Source organism: Nonomuraea roseola, from assembly GCF_039535395.1.
Taxonomy (GTDB): Bacteria; Actinomycetota; Actinomycetes; order Streptosporangiales; family Streptosporangiaceae; genus Nonomuraea; species Nonomuraea roseola.
In genome coordinates this window covers 624,128-640,384 of record NZ_BAAAXC010000015.1, presented here as the reverse complement: position 1 = coordinate 640,384, position 16,257 = coordinate 624,128, and the positions used below count along the sequence as shown (strand labels likewise).

Below are 16,257 nucleotides of genomic sequence, written 5' to 3'. Positions count from 1 at the left end.
CGTGGGGGCCGGGTGGCCGGCGACCCTCCGGGCGGCCGGCCGCCCGGCCTGACGCCGGGTGGTCGGCGAAGCGCCGGGCGGCCAGAGGTAAGGCCGCCCGGCGGGGGAGCGATCAGCCTTGGCGCCTCAGCGGGCCGAAGAACGTCCTGAGCTCGCGGGCGACCTGTTCGGGCTCCTCATGCGACATGAAGTGGCCGCCGCGCCCCGGCGTGCTCCAGTGGCGCAGGTCGGTGCAGACGCGCTCGGGCAGGCTCCTGGGCAGGTTCGCGTAGGCGGGCTCGTTGCTCAGGGTGATCGCCGAGGGCACGGTGATGGGCGGGACGGGCTTGTTGTGCGGGTAGTCGTAGTACTGGCGGAAGGACGAGCCGATCGTGCCGGTGGCCCAGTAGAGCGTGGCGACGGTCAGGATCGTGTCCTTGTCCCAGCGGGTCTCCAGGTCGCCGTCGCAGTCGCTCCAGTCGCGGTACTTGTCGATGATCCAGGCGACCAGCCCGGCCGGTGAGTCCATCAGGGCGGCGGCGATCGTGTCGGGCCTGGTCCACATGATCTCGCTGTAGCCCTGGTCCCTGAGGTCGTAGGCGGCGAGGCCGTCGAGGTAGGCCTGCTCCTCGGGGGTGGCGGGCGACTGGCTGAAGTCGGTCGTGAGCACGGCCGAGGTGACGTGCACCCCGGCCACCTCGCCCGGATACAGGGCGCCGAGCCACTGCGTCACGCCGCCGCCGATGTCCCCGCCGAACGCGCCGAAGCGCTCGTAGCCGAGGGTCTCGGTCATGAGCGAGTGCCAGATCTCCGCGACGCCCCTGCGGGTGAACGGCTCCCGAGGCAGCTCGGAGAACAGGAAGCCGGGCAGCGAGGGGATGACCACGTCGAAGGCGTCCGCGGGATCGTCGGGGTCGGCCAGCAGCGGCGCGACGCGCAGCATCTCGACGAAGCTGCTGGGCCAGCCATGGGTCAGCACCAGCGGCAGCGGCGCGGGCCCGCCTTCGGTACGGCTGCCGCGCAGGTGGACGAAGTGCACCTGCCGCCCCGCCACCTCGGCCACGAAATGAGGGAAGGCGTTGAGCGACGCCTCGGCCTTGCGCCAGTCGAAGCCGTCTGCCCAGTAGGCGACCAGCTCGCGCAGGTAGCCGGGGTCGACTCCCGCCGCCCAGGAGGCGGAGTCGGACGCGGTGGTGAAAAGGGTGCGCTCCAGACGGGCACGCAGGTCGGCGAGCACGTCGTCGGACACGGAGATGCGAAAAGCGTTGACTGTCATGATTCCTTCATTCAGGAGTGTTCGACGCTCCTGAACCGCTGGTCAGACAGACACAGCGGCGAGGAGCGCCCGTGCGGACCGGAACATCGACATGGGGCTCACCTCCTCGCGTAGATCAACAGTAAAGGACTATACACGGCGGCGATCTCTGGTGACCGGCCGGGGTTCCGAACCTCTCCCGCAGTCGCGCCCTCTCGAAGGGGCATCCTATTTGGCGAAGTTTTGGGGGTCGGCGGTCAGGGAGCGACCTACGCTGAGAATGATCGGCACAGCCCTCTGGGGAGGAAGCCATGGCGAAGTTCATGGACGTCCATCACGGCATGATGGGCATCACCGACGAGCAGCTCAGGCAGGCGCACGACGCCGACCTCGCGATACAGAGCGAGGAGGGGGTGGCCTTCGAGCACGCGTGGGCCGACCCTGAGCAGGGCGTGGTCTACTGCCTGTCGGAGGCGCCCGACGCGGAGGCCGTCCAGCGCATCCACCAGCGGGCCGGACACCCGGCCGACGAGATCCACAAGGTGCCGCTGAACGTCTGACCGGTCGACGAGGGCGTCAGAGCACCGCGTCGAGCAGGAGGGCGCCCGCTCCCAGCAGCGCGGAGTCCTGGCCCGCGCGGGCCGCGGCGATCTCCAGGTCGCGGGTGGCCAGCGGCAGGCAGCGCTCGTACACCGCCGCCCTGATCGCCGCGATCAGCGGCTCGGCCGCCGACAGGCTGCCCCCGACCGCGATGACGTCGGGGTTGAAGAAGTTGACGAGGACGGTGAGGACCTCGCCGATCAGCCGCCCGGCGTTGCGCACCTGGCTGGTCGCCTCCGGCACCGCGTCGTTGACCAGGCCGACGATGTCGGCGGGCCTGTCCACCGCGACGCCAACCTCGGCCAGCGCCGCCATGAGGGCGGCGCCGCTGGCGTACGCCTCCAGGCAGTCGGGATGGCCGCACGCGCACATGATCGAGGAGTCGGTGCGGACCCTGACGTGGCTGATGTCCCCCGCCGCGCCCCTTCCCCTGTGCAGGCGGCCGTTGACGATCACGCCGCACCCTATGCCGGTGCCCGCCTTGAGCACCATGAGGTTGTCCGAGCCCGGCCACGAGCGGGCCTCGCCGACGGCCATGAGGTTGGCGTCGTTCTCCACGAGCACCGGCAGGTCGTAGCGGGCGCCCAGCTGGTCGGCGACCGGGTAGTTGTTCCACCCCGGCATGCGGGAGGGACCGACCACGCGGCCCGAGGCGGGATCGACGGGCCCTGGGATGCCGGTCCCCACGCCGCGCAGCGGCACCCCAGGGGGAGCGTGCGTACGCAGGAGGTCGTCGAAGGCGTCGGCCATCCAGTCGAGCACCGTCTCAGGGCCGGCCGTTATGTCACAGGCCCTCTCCTCCACGGCGAGCGGCCTCCCGCTGAGGTCGAGCAGGCCGAGCCGTACGTGGTGGGCGCCGAGGTCGGCGACGGCCAGCAGGCCGGCGCTCGGCGCCAGCCGCAGCCTGCGCGGCCTTCGCCCTCCTCGCGAGGTGCCGGACCCCTCCTCCACCAGCAGCCTGGCCTCGAGCAGCTCCTCCACGCGCAGCGACACGCTCGAGGCGGCCAGGCCGGAAAGCCGCGCCAGTTCGGCGCGGGACTCGGCCTGGCCGGTGGCGACGAGCCGCAGCAGTCCCCCCTGCGCCCCGGTCACGGGTAGCCGCTCTTTGCCAGACATGAGCAGATGAATACCACGCTTTACCTTCGTACGACAATGTGTTGACTTATCTCGAAATCATCCAATACGGTCCCCTTTGACTTCGATATCGAAGGAAGTACGAGCGTTACGGGTGGAGGTCGGATGATTCGGGTACGCGGGCTGAACAAGTGGTTCGGCGCGCACCACGTGCTGCGCGACATCGACCTGCACGTGGCGCGCGGCGAGGTCGTCGTCGTGATCGGCCCCTCGGGTTCGGGCAAGTCGACGCTGTGCCGCTGCCTCAACAGACTGGAGACGGCACAGCAGGGCGAGGTCGTCATCGACGGCGTGCCCGCCCCTCTGGAAGGCCGCGAGCTGGCCAGGCTGCGCGCCGACGTCGGCATGGTCTTCCAGTCCTTCAACCTCTTCCAGCACAAGACGGTGCTGGAGAACATCACGCTCGCCCCGATGAAGGTGCGCGGCGTCAGCCGTCCCGAGGCCGAGCAGACCGCTCGCGAGCTGCTCACCAGGGTCGGCATCGGCGAGCAGGCGGGCAAGCTGCCCGGACAGCTGTCGGGCGGCCAGCAGCAGCGCGCGGCCATCGCCCGCGCGCTGGCCATGCGGCCCAAGGTGATGCTCTTCGACGAGCCCACCTCCGCCCTCGACCCCGAGATGGTGGGGGAGGTGCTCGACGTCATGACCGGCCTCGCGGCCGACGGCATGACCATGGTCGTCGTCACCCACGAGATGGGCTTCGCCCGCAGGGCCGCCGACCGCGTGGTGTTCATGGCCGACGGCCAGATCGTCGAGCAGGGCGCGCCCGCCGCCTTCTTCGACCGACCCCAGACGGACCGGGCCAGGGACTTCCTGGCCAAGGTGCTCACTCACTGAAAGCAAGGGATGGTGCCCATGAAGAAGATGGTCGCTGTCGTCGCCGTGTCGCTCCTCGGCCTCGCCGCCTGTTCCAGCACGAACACCTCAGGCAGCCCCGCCGTACCAGGAGAGGCGAAGCCCGCCGCCGCCGAGTGGCTCGCCAAGGCGCCCGTCGCCGACGCTGCCGCGATCCTGCCGGGCTCGACGATGGAAAAGATCAAGAAGCGCGGCGAGCTCATCGTCGGCGGCTCGCTCGACGCACCGCTGCTGTCCCAGCAGAACCCGGTCAGCGGCGAGATCGAGGGTTTCGACGCCGACATGGGCAAGGCGCTGGCGAAGTACATCATCGGCGAGCCGAAGGTGAAGATCGTCAACTCGGCCTCGGAGACGCGCGAGGCGCTGCTCGGCAACGGCACCGTGGACGTCGTCTTCCAGACGTACACGATCACCCCCGAGCGGGCCGAGCAGGTCGCCTTCGCCGGCCCGTACTACACCTCCGGCCTCACGATCGCCGTCAAGAAGGGCACCACGGGCATCGCCAAGCCCGAGGACCTCAACGGCAAGAAGGTCATCGCGGGCGCCAACACCCCGGCCATCGCCGCGATCAAGAAGCTGGCCCCGAAGGCCGAGATCGTCACCTTCGGCAGCGACCCCGAGTGCATGCAGGCGCTCAAGCAGGACCGGGGCGTCGCCTACGTCCAGGACGAGACGCTGCTGATCGCCAACGCCAAGAAGGACCCGTCCATCGAGGTGATCGGCAACCCCTTCACCCAGGACCCCTACGGCATCGGCCTCAAGCACGGCGACGAGCAGTTCAAGACGTTCGTCAACGACTGGCTGAAGAAGACGCAGAGCGCCGGCGTCTGGCAGCAGGTGTGGAAGAACTCCATCGGCACGGTCGTCCAGGGTGAGGCCCCCGCCCCGCCGCAGATCGGCTCGGTGCCGGGTTCCTGATGTCCGTCCTGCTGGACCACCTGCCTGTGATCTGGCAGGGACTGGTCGTGACGCTCCAGCTCACCGTCGCGTCGTTCCTCGGCGCGGCGGTGCTCGGGGTGCTGATCACCGCGATGCGGGTGAGCCCGGTCGGCGTGCTGCGCGCCATGGGCACCGCCTACGTCGAGACCTTCCAGAACATTCCGTTGCTGGTGCTGCTCACGCTGGCCTTCTTCGCTCTGCCCGAGATCGGGATCAAGGCGGACGCGCTGGTGACCGCCATCGTGGTGATCTCGGTCTACACGGCCGCCTACATCGCCGAGGCGCTGCGCTCGGGCGTCAACGCGGTCGGCAAGGGACAGGGTGAGGCGGCAAGGGCGCTCGGGCTGACGTTCAGGCAGTCGCTGTGGCACGTCATCCTGCCTCAGGCGCTGCGCACCGTCGTGCAGCCGCTCGGCAACATCGTCATCGCGCTTCTCATGAACACCACGCTGGCGGGCGCGATCAGCGTGGTCGACCTGACGGATGAGGCCAAGAGGGTGAACCTGGTCGAGGCCCAGCCCATCGCGATCTTCGTCGGCGTCGGCGTGATGTACGCGCTCCTCGCCTCCGTCATCGGCTACGTGACAGGACGCCTCGAACGGCGGCTGGTGATGGTGCGATGAGCGTGCTGTTCGACGAGCCTGGCCCGCGCGCCAGGCGCAGGATCCGCATCGCCACCGTCCTCGGTGTGCTGGCCGCCGTGGCGCTCGTCGCGCTCGCGATCCGCCAGTTCGCCGCCAACGGGCAGCTGGCTCCCGAGCGCTGGCAGCCGTACGCCACCTGGCCCATGTGGCGCTACCTGCTCGACGGGCTGTGGTCCACCGCGCTGGCCGCCGTCGTGTCGGCGGCGCTGTCCATGGCCCTCGGCCTGGTGCTCGCTCTCGGCAGGCTGTCGGAGCGACGCTGGCTGCGCGCCCCCTCGGCCGCCTACGTCGAGGTCGTACGGGTCATCCCCGCGCTGCTGCTGGTCTACGTGGTGCTGTTCGCGCTGCCCAAGTACGGGCTCGACCTTCCGCTGTTCTGGAAGCTCGTGGTGCCGCTGACCGTGTCGAACGCGGCGGCCTTCGCCGAGATCTTCCGCGCCGGCATCCTGTCGATCGAACGCGGCCAGACCGAGGCTGGCCTGGCGGTCGGTCTCAGCCGTGGCCAGACCATGCGGATGATCGTGCTGCCGCAGGCCGCCCGCAGGGTGCTGCCCTCGATCGTCAGCCAGTCCGTCGGCCTGCTCAAGGACACCTCGCTCGGCTTCGTGGTCAGCTACGGCGAGCTCCTGTACTCGGGCAAGGTCCTGGCCTCCTACAACGGCCTGGTCATCCAGACCTACGTGGTGGTGGCACTCGTCTACCTCGTGGTCAACGCCTCACTGTCCAAGCTCGCCAGAGTCCTGGAGCAAAGGAGCAGAGCCCGTGCCTGAATTCGCCGCCCTCGCCGAGGTCGTCCGCTCGGGGTTCGCCGAGAGCGTCCACTACGGCAGCGCCGTCGGCCTCACCCCCGACGGCCGCGCGGAGGTCGCGCTCGGCCCCGTGGACGCCCCCGTCCTTCCGCGCTCCTCCGCCAAGCCCTTCCAGGCGCTGGCCTGCCTGGTCACCGGCGCGGCGCTGCCGGGCGCCCGCCTGGCCATCGCCGCGGGCAGTCACACGGGCGAGGACTTCCACGTACGGCTGGTCGCCGAATTGCTCGAGGAGTACGGTCTCGGCCTCGACGCTCTGCGCTGCCCCGAGGACTGGCCTGAGGACGAGAGCACCCGTCAGCGGCTGATCCGCGAAGGGCTCGCCAAGACCCGCGAGCGCATGAACTGCTCGGGCAAGCACGCCGCGATGCTCGCCGCCTCGGTCGCCAACGGCTGGGACGTCACCTCCTATCTGGACCAGGACCACCCGCTGCAGCGCCAGGTCAGGGCCGCCGTGGAGGAGCTGTCGGGGGAGAAGGCCGCCGCCGTGGCGGTCGACGGGTGCGGCGCGCCGCTGTTCGGGCTCTCCCTCACGGGGCTGGCCAGGGCCGTGCAGGCGCTCGTCCTGGCCACGCCGGGCAGCGCGCCGAGGCAGGTCGCCGACGCCATGCGCGAGCATCCCGAGTACGTCGGCGGCACCGGGCACCAGAACACCGAGCTCATGAGGGCGCTCCCCGGCGCGGTCGTGAAGGGCGGCGCGGAGGGCGTGCTGGTCGCGGCGCTGGAGTCTGGCCACACGGCGGCCGTCAAGGTCATCGACGGCAGCCCCAGGGCGACGACGGCCATCGCGCTGTCGGTGCTGCGCCGCATGGGCTGCGACGTGTCGGGCGCCGACGCCTTCTCCGTGGTCCAGGTGCTCGGCGGCGGCGTGCCCGTGGGGGAGATCCACGCCCTTTAGCGGCATACGATCCGGTGATGAAGCGGGATCGCTGGCACGACTATCTCCACGAACGGCACTCGCCCGGCCTGCTGCGCGCCTGGGCGAGGTCGCTGACGTACTTCCGCTTCTGCCGCGCCTACGGCGGACACTCCAACGACGGCGACCGGCTGCTGGTCAGGCTGCGCGTCGAGACCGAGAGCGACCTGCCGGCGGTGATGTCCGCCCTCGGCCTGCCGATCGAACGGCTCCCGCCCGACGATCCGCGGCCGGTGGCGGGCATGGCGTACACGGCTGCCGAGTTCGGCGGCTTCCGCCTCCCCATGCCGCGCTTCCCCCACGTCAGGCAGCCCGGTGCGGTGCGGATCGCGGGCGCGGCGGCCCATGTCTGGGCCGACACCGGCTCGCTGACCCTGAGCGTCAACGACCGGCGGGACGTCTACAGCGTCACGGACGCCGCGGTCGAGAGCGCGAGGGCGATCGAGGACCTGCTCGTCCCCGTCGGGCACCACGTCATCGACCCGCCCCAGGACGACCGCAACTGTGTCTGCCCCCGCTACTACCCGCAGCTCTGGACGTCCTGACCCGCCGGAGCGCGCGGCTAGTGCGGTGTCCACGAACCTTCGCCGAGTCGGTGTGGGTCGTCAACCTCGGCGCTCCTCAAGCCCCGAGCCGGTGCACGTTAGTGGACACCGCACTAGCCGACGTAGCGGCCCACGCAGTCGGCGAACCTCGCGCCTTCGACCGCGCAGTCATAGGTGAAGTGCTCGGATCCGCCGTGGCCGGTGGCGAAGTCGTACTCGGCGATCACCCGGCCGCCCGCTCCGGCGCTCACCCCGCGCAGGGTGTAGGCGCCACCCGCCTCGATGACCTCGGGGACGAGGAACCGGTCCATGATCTGCGCCCGGCCGTCGTAGATCCTGCCCACGCTGTCGAACCTGGCGTCCTTGGTGAAGGTCTCGGCCACCTGTCCCGCGTCACCCGCGTTGATCGCCGCGACGAACCGATCGACCAGCGCGCGGTGATCGGCGGGCACGGAGCCGGCGGGCACGGAGCCGGCGGGCCCGGTCGTCGCGGGCCCGGTCGTCGCGGGCGTGGACGCGGCGGACGCGGAGGTGGCGGGCGCTGAGGTGGGAGCAGTCGAGGCGACGGGAGGCGCGGTGGAGCAGGCGCTGAGGAGGAGGACCAGAACACAGAGGGCGAGGCGGAGGCGCTGCATGCGTTCATGCTCGGCCGGTCTCGGCGGCGCTGTCCAAGACCCCTTGTCATAACCATTGGTTATGGCCGGTCCGCGCGGCGGGGAAGCGCCTTGCGGAGCAGATGGGCCAGGCCCCAGCAGGCGGGCAGCGCGATGACCGAGACGACGGCGAACTTGGCGACCGGGTCGACGCGCAGGTTGGCCGGCGCCACGGAGACGGCGACGAGCACGGGCGCGTGGATGACGTAGACGGTGAAGGCGTTCGAGGTCAGGAAGGCAGCTCGGCCTGGCGGCCTCCGACGACCACAACCGCCGCGTGCTGGCCGTCCTGGCCTATCTCGACGGGTCGAGGTGAGCGCGCTCGCCCGCGCCGGTGGGGCCAGGGTGGTCAACGCCGTGGCGACGAGCGCGGTGACCAGGGCGGAGCAGGCGATGAGGGTCTCGCCGGTGGCGTAGCCGGGCAGCAGCGACGGCACCACGTTGAGCATCGCGTGGAAGACGATCGCCGACAGTACGCTCGCGCCTGTGCCGTTGTAGAGCCAGACCATGATGACGCGCGCCGCCACCGTGCCGACGAACCACGAGGCGATCCAGGCGGGAGAGCGGCCGGCCTGCAGCAGCGGAACCACGTGCCAGATTCCCCACACCATGCCGAGAACCAGGCCCGCGCCGAGCGCGCCCCACCGCGCCTGCAGAGGGCCGGCGGCATAGCCCATCCAGCCCGCCTCCTCACAGGCGGCGGCCACGAAGAACACCGCGAACAGCAACGGAGTGGCCAGCGGTGACACGTGCTCCCCTTCGAGCGGGCCTCCTGCCAGGGCCAGCCCGTAGGCGGGCAGTTCGATGGCGGGCACCAGCAGGAAGGCTGCGGCGGGCCAGCGCGTGCGCCGCATGCCCCTCACGGCGAAGGCCCTCCTCAGCAGCCGGCGCGTCGAGCCTGGCCCGTCCCGCCGCCGCAGGAGGATCGCCGCCGCGACGAGCGGGCACGCAAACATCAGCGCGCCCACCGGCAGGTTCATGGGAGTGCCTGGCAGGTTCCCCGCGAACGCTCCCACGACCCAGAACGGGACGGCCAGCGCGAAAACCAGGGCGAAGAACCGCGACATGCTGTGCGCTTCCTTTGAGCTGGTGCGCGAGGGAGCCCTCCAGGACTTCCTGAGCATCCACGGTTCGACGGAGTGGCGCACCTACCTGGCCCTGCACGCCACCTTCCAGGGCCTGCCCGACGGAGAGCTGCGCGAGGAGGTGGGCGAGGTCCTCGCCCGTTCCGAGCAGAACTTCGTCGCCGGGATCGCGGCTGCCTACGAGCGGCTCACCGCGCTGCTGGGCTACCGGTTGCGACCGGACGCGGGAGTCACGTTCGAGACGGTGGCGCTGCTGACGGGCGCCACCCTGCGGGGGCTCGTCACGACCGCGCTCAGCACCCCCGACGTGGCGACCCGCCGCGTGAGCGCCGCTCCCTTCGGCGGCGCAGAGGCGGCCGAGTGGTCGCTGCCCTCCCTCGGCATCGCCACCACCCTCTTCGCCTTCCTCGAACCCGACCCCGGCATCGAGTGGGACGACGACAGGGCGGCGAAGGTCCGCCGTGCGCTGGAGGCGGAGGAGTGGGAGAGCGGCTGACATGCCGGGTGGCTGCCTGGGCAGGAAGGACCTCTCTGACGAGGAGGTTCGATGCGGGATGCGGGTGCGAAGTGCGAACGGGCGGCCAGGCGCGTCCTCGGCCTGACCGATCTGCGTCCTGGCCAGCTGGCGGCCATGACGGCGCTGGCCGAGGGCAGGGACACGCTGGTGGTGATGCCGACGGGGGCCGGCAAGTCGGCGATCTATCAGGTGCCCGCGCTGCTGCTGCCGGGGCCCACGCTCGTGGTCTCACCGCTGATCGCCCTGCAACGCGACCAGGTGGAGAGCCTGCGCCGCCGTGACGAGGAGGCGGTGAGCCTGGACGCGGGCACGCCCGCGCGCAGGCGGTCGGAGGCCTTCGAGGCGCTGCGCGCGGGGGAGACGGAGTTCCTGTTCTGCGCGCCGGAGCAGCTGGCCCGCCCCGACGTTGTGCGCGAACTGGCGGCGGCCTCCCCCTCGCTGATGGTGGTGGACGAGGCGCACTGCGTCTCCTCGTGGGGTCACGACTTCCGCCCCGACTACCTGCGGCTTGGGGCGGTGGCCGAGGCGCTGGGCCGTCCGGTGATCGCCGCTCTGACGGCCACCGCGGCGCCGCCCGTGCGCGCGGAGATCGTCGACAGGCTCGGCATGCGCGAGCCTCTGGAGATCGTGCAGGGCTTCGACCGCCCCAACATCTCGCTCACGGTGCGCAGGATGCTCGACGACCCCGCAGCCGAGCTCGTCGCGGCGGTCGCGCAGGAGGCGCTCCCCGGCATCGTCTACACGGCCTCGCGCAGGCAGACGGGCCGTCTGGCGGGGATGCTGACCGAGGCGGGCCTCAGGGCCGAGGCCTACCACGCGGGGTTGCGGCGGGCCGAGCGTGACGAGGTGCACGGCAGGTTCATGAGCGGCGAGCTGGACGTCGTGGTCTCGACCAACGCGTTCGGCATGGGCATCGACAAGCCGGACGTGCGGTTCGTCCATCACGCGGAGGTTCCGGGCTCGCCCGACTCCTACTACCAGGAGATCGGCAGGGCGGGCAGGGACGGCGAGGCGGCCAGGGCGGTGCTGTTCTACCGGCCTGAGGATCTCGGTCTGCACCGCTTCTTCACCGGCGCCCTGCCCGATCCCGAGACGCTCGAGCGGCTGGCCGAGGCCGTCGCGGCGTCGGGCCCCTGCACCGACCGCAAGCAGCTGCGGGAGCGGACCGAGCTGTCGCCACGGCGGCTGACCTCACTGCTCGACCTGCTGGAAAGGGCCGGCGCCGTACGGCTGGGCACGCGCAGGGTGTCTCCCGTCCCTGGAGCGCCTGACCCGCACGCCGCCGCGGAGCTGGCCATGCGGCTGGCCGAGCGCCGTCGCGACGTCGAAAGGACCCGGCTGGAGATGATGCGCCGCTACGCCGAGACCGAGGAATGCCGCCGCCGCTTCCTGCTCGGGTACTTCGGCGAGGAGCTCGCCGAACCCTGCGGCAACTGCGACACGTGCCGGGCAGGGACCGCCGACCAGCCGGCGAACGGGGAGGGCCCCTTCCGCGTGCACGCCCAGGTGGAGCACGAGACCTGGGGCCACGGCCAGGTCATCCAGCGCGGCGAGGACAGGCTGACGGTGCTCTTCCAGGAGGCCGGCTACCGGGAGCTGTCGCTCGAGGCGGTGCTCGAGCAGCGCCTCCTCACCGAGACGGGCGCGGAAGGGCGTTCGTAGGAGCAGGTCAGGCCCCCCGAGGACAGGAGCACCTGATGCGAGCACCCGCCTCCCCGAGAGTCGCCAGGCCGGTGATGTACCACCGCTGGTCGGACATCACCTTCGTCCACTGGCGCTTTCCCGCCGATGTCGTCCAGGCCCTGGTGCCCGGCTGCCTGACGGTCGAGACCTTCGACGGCACCGCCTGGGTCGGGCTGACGCCCCTCCTCATGGAGGGCGTGAGGGTGCCGGGCACGCCCGCCCTGCCATGGCTGTCGCGCTTCCCCGAGACGAACCTGCGCACCTACGTCCGCGACGCTCGCGGACGCAGCGGGATCTGGTTCCTGTCGATGGAGGCGGGGCGGCTGCCCGCCGCCCTCGGCGGACGCGCCGGCTACTGGCTGCCCTACTTCTGGTCGGACATGTCCGTGCGGACGGACGGCTCACTCCGGCGGTACAGATCGAGAAGGCGCTGGCCAGGACCCAGCGGCGCGCGCTGCGACGTGGACGTCGAAACGGGCCCTGACCTGGCGGAGGGCGAGCTCGACGAACTCGCGCACTTCCTGACCGCCCGCTTTCGGCTGTTCACGGTCGTGGCGGGCCGGCCGGCCTCCGCCGAGGTCGAACACCCCCCGTGGCCGCTGCGGCACGCCCGTCTGGCCGGCCTGGACCAGGACCTGGTCCGGGTGGCGGGGCTGCCCGCCCCCGATCAGGCCCCTCTTCTGCACGCCTCGCCGGGGGTGCCCGTACGGGTCGGCCTGTGGAGCTGGTGACGCGGTCGCCCGGCTGGCAGGGTCGCGAGCGTGGCGACCCTGGCGCGCAGGTACTCGACCGCCAGGCGCTCCACGATCTCCTCGGTCGGCGTGCAGCCCACATGCCTGGCGCAGTCGGCGGCGATCGCCACCGACGTCGACACCAGCCGGCTCTCGACGGCCGGGTAGACGTCCCGCAACTTCTCCACCAGGGCCCTGTAGTCGTCGGCCCTGCTCAGCGTGGTGGCCATGGTCACCGACTTTCGCTTCGAGCTGATGTCGCCCGGCACCAGGGACCGCGACAGAGCACTTCGGACTCCTCGCCAGCCCTGATCCCGCTCTTAGCACCATAAAACGCCTTTTTCTGGCATTGAGCGTATTTACCGTGATTTCAGATGGACCAGAGCAGGGCTTGACGGCGAAGGCCCGGTGAACGCCGACGTCAGCCGGGCGGCCAGATCGCGGGCGAAGACCTCGGGACTCTGGCCGCGGATCATGAACAGCCAGGCGAAGACGGGGCCGACCAGCATGGCGTGCACCAGGTCCAGCTCGGGCGGCTCGTCCAGCTCGCCCCGCTGGACGGCGCGGTCCAGCACCGCCCTGACGCAGTCGCGCTGCCGCTCCATGAAGGTCTGCTGGAACCTGACCGTCAGGTCGGCGTCCGCGGTGATCTCGGCGAGCAGGCCGGGAACCGTGACGAGGGCGACGGGATTGCCGAGCGTGGCGAGCACGTCGTCGATCAGCGCGGCCATGTCGGTGGTGAAGGCGCCCGTGTCGGCGGGAGCGGGCAGCGCCATGGTGTGGACGGTGGCGGCGAACACCATCTCCTGCTTGGTGGCGTGGCGGCGGTAGATGGCGGCCTTTCCGACGCCGGCCCTGCCGGCGACGGCGTCCACCGTGAGGCGGGCGTACCCGGTCTCGGCGAGGACCTCCCTCGTGGCCGCCAGGATGGACGCGTCGACCCTGCTGTCCCTCGGCCGCCCTGCGCGCTGGCCTTCGGCGCTCATGGCGCGCCCTGCCGTACGGAGGTCATGGTCATGCCTGCCTCCTGGCGGCGACGAGGAGGAGGGCCGCGGGCAGCCAGAGGAGGATCGCCGGCGAAGGCTCGAACAGGACCGCGAGGAGCGTGCCCCACGCGCCGAGCGCCCATGCCGCGAACGCAGGGGGAGTGACGTCCCTGCGGCCGAGCCAGGTGATCAGCAGTCCCAGCAGGAGCAGCGGCAGGCCGAAGGAGCCGATCGTCAGCCAGAAGGCGCCCGCGTCCGGAGGGAGCTCGCTCAGGCCGTTGGCGGGAAACCACAGCCCCAGGGTGAGCCAGGCGGGCAGGCGGTGGAGGTTGAAGGCCAGGGTCATGACCAGGTGCAGCAGGCCCAGAAAGGCGATGATCCGACCGGCGAGGACGACGTGGCGTAGCGGGGAGAGGGCGGGGGCGGCCATGTGCGCTCCTTACGGAACTGAATGTATCGGAACCGGCGGTTCCATAATGCCACAGTGATCCCGCCTCGGGTGCATGCCATGCCGTATGGTGCGTTCGGCCGCATGACGATGATCACGACAGGGAAGATCCGGGGCCTGCACGACGACGGCGTCACCGCGTTCAAGGGCGTCTGTCCAGGCAGTTCCGCACGGCGTGGACCCGCTTCGCCGCCACCGGCGACCCGGGCTGGCCCGCCTACGACTCGCTGACGGCCACCACCCACCTGTTCGACCTGGAGCCCTCGGACGTCTCCGACCCTGAGGCGGCCTCGCGGGCGCTCTGGGCGGAGCGCGGCATCGCGCTCCTCGATCAGGGCGCCTCCTAGACGATCAGTTGGATGGCCCGCTCGGCCAGCCCCGCGGGGGCGGTCCTGGGCGAGCCGGCGTTGAACGGCGGCTGCGGGTCGTACTCGATGGCCAGCTGGACGGCCTGCGCCGTCTCCACGTCACTGGCCTGGGCGAGCAGGGTGAGCGCCATGTCGATCCCCGCCGAGACCCCGGCCGCCGTCACGATCTTGCCCTCCACCACCGTCCGCTCGCTCACCGGCTCGGCGCCGTACGTGGCCAGGTGCTCGAGCAGGGCCCAGTGCGTGGTGGCCTTCCTGCCGTCGAGCAGCCCGGCGGCGCCCAGCAGGAGGGCTCCGCTGCAGACCGAGGTCGTCCACCGGCTGTGCGGGTGCGCCTGGGTGATCCAGTCGAGCAGCGCCTGGTCGGCGAGCGCGTCGAAGGTCCCGATGCCGCCCGGCACCAGGATCACGTCGGGCCTGGGAATGCTCGCGTAGCTCGCCGTCGCCTCGAGGGTGAGGCCGCCCTTGTCATCGGTGACGGGCCCTGGCTCGGCGGCGACGAACGTGACGGTGAAGCCGGGGGCGAAGGCCAGCACGGTGTACGGCCCGACAGCGTCGAGCGCGGTGAAACGCGGATACAGCGGGATGGCGACCTGCATGGTCAGCTCTCCTTTGCCTGGAATCGGCGACGGTAGTCGCCCGGTGAGATCCGCCAGTGGCGGCGGAAGACGCGATAGAGGGTCTCCGGCGTGCCGAGGCCCGCCTCCCTCGCCACGCGTTCGAGCGGGTGGTCGGTCGTCTCCAGCAGCCGCCTGGCCGCGTCGGCCCTGCTGAGCTCGACGTAGCGGCCAGGAGACACGCCGGACTGCTCGGTGAAGACGCGGGAGAAGTGCCGCTCGCTCATCCCCGCGTGCCGGGCGAGCGCGGGCACGCTCAGGTCGTCGGCGGGGTTGGCGTCGATGAACGCCTGCAGCTCGCGCAACGGCTCGCTGCGCGGGGGCAGCGCGTTCATCGGCACGCTGAACTGGCTCTGCCCGCCTGGCCTGTGCAGGTAGACGACCAGCGCGCAGGCCACGTCCCTGGCGAGCGCGTGCCCGTGGTCCTCGGCCACGAGCGCGAGGGCCAGGTCGATGCCCGCGGTCACGCCGGCCGAGGTCCAGACCTGACCCTCCTTGACGTAGATGGGGTCGGAGTCCACCTCGACGCGCGGATACCTGCCGCGCAGCTCGTCGGCGGCCAGCCAGTGGGTGGTCGCGCGCATGCCGTCCAGCAGCCCCGCCTCGGCCAGCAACAGGGCCCCGCTGCACACGGACGTGACCCGGCGGGACGAACCGGCCAGGCGCGCGATGCCGTCGACGAGCTCCCTGTCCGCGAGGAGCTCCATGGCGGCCCATCCGCCGACGACCACGAGCGTGTCGATGGGCCCCGTGACGTGGGCGAGCGGCGTGTCGACGGCGACGGCGATCCCGTTGACCGCGCGGACGTTCCCCTCCCGCAGGGAGGTCACCTCGACCTGATAATCGCCTTCGCCGCTCAGCAGCGCCGCCATGGCGAACACGTCGGCGGGCCCGGCCATGTCGAGCAGCTGGAACCCTTCGAAGATCACCATGACGACACGTCGCTGCATGTCTTTCATGCTGGTCAGCAAGGCGCTATGGCGTCAATGACACGAAGATTGCATATCCGGCCATGCGTCGCTTCTTCACGACGCGTCCGCCCGCCGGGGCACGGCTGTACGGCGGTGGAAGGCGAGGGTCGCGGTCGTCAGGAGGAGCGCCCAGACCGCGCAGTAGCCGCCGAAGACGGCGCCGCCTCTGCCGGTCAGCACGGCCCCGCCCAGCATGCCGACCGCGCCCGCCGCGGCCATGGCGACGCAGACCCACAGCATCACGATCAGCGCCCGTCGCGGCAGCGGACGACGGATCGGCAGGAAGGACGCCAGCAGCAGCCCGATGATGAGCGCTCCTGACGCGGCGTTGGCCCACTGAGCCTGCGCGACCGCGCCCGGCCCGTAGTCGCGGTAGGCGTCGGGGAGCACCCGAGGCCCGCCGGTGACGCCGAGACGCCCGTCGAGCGCGAAGAGCGCCTTCGACACCACGTAGAGCAGCGTCCAGCCGATCGCCGCCCATCCCGCCCGTCGCCCGATCCACATCGTCATGCCGTCAAGGCTGGCAGC

Annotated in this window: 20 protein-coding genes; 10 read left to right on the top strand and 10 right to left on the bottom strand. The window is 71.2% G+C overall.

Annotation, left to right across the window (positions count from 1 at the left end; genetic code table 11):
• Positions 1–112 precede the first annotated feature (112 nt).
• Entirely contained in the window at positions 113–1,255 is a 1,143-nt protein-coding gene (locus tag ABFX55_RS26110; RefSeq protein ID WP_346125194.1) for an epoxide hydrolase family protein, read from the bottom strand.
• 290 nt (positions 1,256–1,545) lie between these two features.
• Between ABFX55_RS26110 and ABFX55_RS26105 the strand changes: the two genes are divergently transcribed.
• Positions 1,546–1,794 carry an SCO4226 family nickel-binding protein gene (locus tag ABFX55_RS26105; RefSeq protein ID WP_346125192.1) on the top strand — a complete coding sequence of 83 codons (249 nt, stop codon included), beginning with the start codon at positions 1,546–1,548 and terminating at the stop codon, positions 1,792–1,794.
• Positions 1,795–1,810: 16 nt separating this feature from the next.
• On the opposite strand, the gene ABFX55_RS26100 is transcribed toward ABFX55_RS26105, so the two are convergent.
• Complete coding sequence (locus ABFX55_RS26100) at positions 1,811–2,950, bottom strand: ROK family protein (protein WP_346125191.1); 1,140 nt, start codon at positions 2,948–2,950, stop codon at positions 1,811–1,813.
• A 123-nt stretch (positions 2,951–3,073) separates the two neighbouring features.
• Here ABFX55_RS26100 and ABFX55_RS26095 point away from each other — a divergent pair, with 123 nt between their 5' ends.
• From ABFX55_RS26095 to ABFX55_RS26070, 6 genes are read left to right on the top strand one after another with little or no spacing between them, the layout of a single operon-like run.
• The gene (locus ABFX55_RS26095; protein WP_346125189.1) at positions 3,074–3,802 is read left to right on the top strand and encodes an amino acid ABC transporter ATP-binding protein; all 729 of its coding nucleotides are present in this window, start codon (positions 3,074–3,076) and stop codon (positions 3,800–3,802) included.
• 18 nt (positions 3,803–3,820) lie between these two features.
• Positions 3,821–4,738: a glutamate ABC transporter substrate-binding protein gene (locus ABFX55_RS26090; RefSeq protein ID WP_346125187.1), complete on the top strand. Its 918-nt coding sequence runs from the start codon at positions 3,821–3,823 to the stop codon at positions 4,736–4,738.
• Positions 4,738–5,382, top strand: a complete 645-nt coding sequence (locus ABFX55_RS26085; RefSeq protein ID WP_346125185.1) for an amino acid ABC transporter permease — start codon at positions 4,738–4,740, stop codon at positions 5,380–5,382. The genes ABFX55_RS26090 and ABFX55_RS26085 overlap by 1 nt, the downstream gene beginning before the upstream one ends.
• A complete protein-coding gene (locus tag ABFX55_RS26080; RefSeq protein WP_346125183.1) occupies positions 5,379–6,173 on the top strand; it encodes an amino acid ABC transporter permease in 795 nt (264 codons plus the stop codon). Before ABFX55_RS26085 ends, ABFX55_RS26080 begins: the two co-directional genes overlap by 4 nt.
• The gene (locus tag ABFX55_RS26075; RefSeq protein ID WP_346125181.1) at positions 6,166–7,107 is read left to right on the top strand and encodes an asparaginase; all 942 of its coding nucleotides are present in this window, start codon (positions 6,166–6,168) and stop codon (positions 7,105–7,107) included. The genes ABFX55_RS26080 and ABFX55_RS26075 overlap by 8 nt, the downstream gene beginning before the upstream one ends.
• A 17-nt stretch (positions 7,108–7,124) precedes the next feature.
• Positions 7,125–7,670, top strand: a complete 546-nt coding sequence (locus ABFX55_RS26070) for a hypothetical protein (protein ID WP_346125180.1) — start codon at positions 7,125–7,127, stop codon at positions 7,668–7,670.
• 113 nt (positions 7,671–7,783) lie between these two features.
• On the opposite strand, the gene ABFX55_RS26065 is transcribed toward ABFX55_RS26070, so the two are convergent.
• Together ABFX55_RS26065 and ABFX55_RS26060 are read right to left on the bottom strand one after the other, a co-directional pair.
• The gene (locus tag ABFX55_RS26065; RefSeq protein WP_346125178.1) at positions 7,784–8,305 is read right to left on the bottom strand and encodes a nuclear transport factor 2 family protein; all 522 of its coding nucleotides are present in this window, start codon (positions 8,303–8,305) and stop codon (positions 7,784–7,786) included.
• 59 nt (positions 8,306–8,364) lie between these two features.
• Complete coding sequence (locus tag ABFX55_RS26060; RefSeq protein ID WP_346125177.1) at positions 8,365–9,390, bottom strand: CPBP family intramembrane glutamic endopeptidase; 1,026 nt, start codon at positions 9,388–9,390, stop codon at positions 8,365–8,367.
• Between ABFX55_RS26060 and ABFX55_RS26055 the strand changes: the two genes are divergently transcribed.
• The 3 genes from ABFX55_RS26055 to ABFX55_RS26045 are packed head-to-tail and all read left to right on the top strand — an operon-like array spanning position 9,389 to position 12,339.
• Entirely contained in the window at positions 9,389–9,904 is a 516-nt protein-coding gene (locus tag ABFX55_RS26055) for a hypothetical protein (RefSeq protein WP_346125175.1), read from the top strand. The two genes, ABFX55_RS26060 and ABFX55_RS26055, sit on opposite strands and share 2 nt — an antisense overlap.
• 51 nt (positions 9,905–9,955) lie before the next feature.
• Positions 9,956–11,587 (top strand): RecQ family ATP-dependent DNA helicase, encoded by a 1,632-nt coding sequence (locus ABFX55_RS26050; RefSeq protein WP_346125173.1) that lies wholly within the window; start codon positions 9,956–9,958, stop codon positions 11,585–11,587.
• A 35-nt stretch (positions 11,588–11,622) separates the two neighbouring features.
• Positions 11,623–12,339 carry a YqjF family protein gene (locus tag ABFX55_RS26045; protein WP_346125171.1) on the top strand — a complete coding sequence of 239 codons (717 nt, stop codon included), beginning with the start codon at positions 11,623–11,625 and terminating at the stop codon, positions 12,337–12,339.
• On the opposite strand, the gene ABFX55_RS26040 is transcribed toward ABFX55_RS26045, so the two are convergent.
• From ABFX55_RS26040 to ABFX55_RS26015, 6 genes are all read right to left on the bottom strand, one after another.
• Positions 12,276–12,569 (bottom strand): hypothetical protein, encoded by a 294-nt coding sequence (locus ABFX55_RS26040; protein ID WP_346125170.1) that lies wholly within the window; start codon positions 12,567–12,569, stop codon positions 12,276–12,278. The genes ABFX55_RS26045 and ABFX55_RS26040 overlap by 64 nt on opposite strands.
• 129 nt (positions 12,570–12,698) lie before the next feature.
• Positions 12,699–13,325: a TetR/AcrR family transcriptional regulator gene (locus ABFX55_RS26035; RefSeq protein ID WP_346125168.1), complete on the bottom strand. Its 627-nt coding sequence runs from the start codon at positions 13,323–13,325 to the stop codon at positions 12,699–12,701.
• Positions 13,326–13,353: 28 nt separating this feature from the next.
• On the bottom strand, positions 13,354–13,755 hold the full coding sequence (locus ABFX55_RS26030) for a DUF6463 family protein (protein ID WP_346125166.1): 402 nt from the start codon (positions 13,753–13,755) through the stop codon (positions 13,354–13,356).
• A 361-nt stretch (positions 13,756–14,116) separates the two neighbouring features.
• Positions 14,117–14,740, bottom strand: a complete 624-nt coding sequence (locus ABFX55_RS26025; protein WP_346125164.1) for a DJ-1/PfpI family protein — start codon at positions 14,738–14,740, stop codon at positions 14,117–14,119.
• A gap of 2 nt (positions 14,741–14,742) precedes the next feature.
• Positions 14,743–15,708 (bottom strand): GlxA family transcriptional regulator, encoded by a 966-nt coding sequence (locus ABFX55_RS26020; RefSeq protein ID WP_346125162.1) that lies wholly within the window; start codon positions 15,706–15,708, stop codon positions 14,743–14,745.
• Between the two features lie 75 nt (positions 15,709–15,783).
• On the bottom strand, positions 15,784–16,239 hold the full coding sequence (locus tag ABFX55_RS26015) for a hypothetical protein (RefSeq protein WP_346125160.1): 456 nt from the start codon (positions 16,237–16,239) through the stop codon (positions 15,784–15,786).
• Positions 16,240–16,257 lie beyond the last annotated feature (18 nt).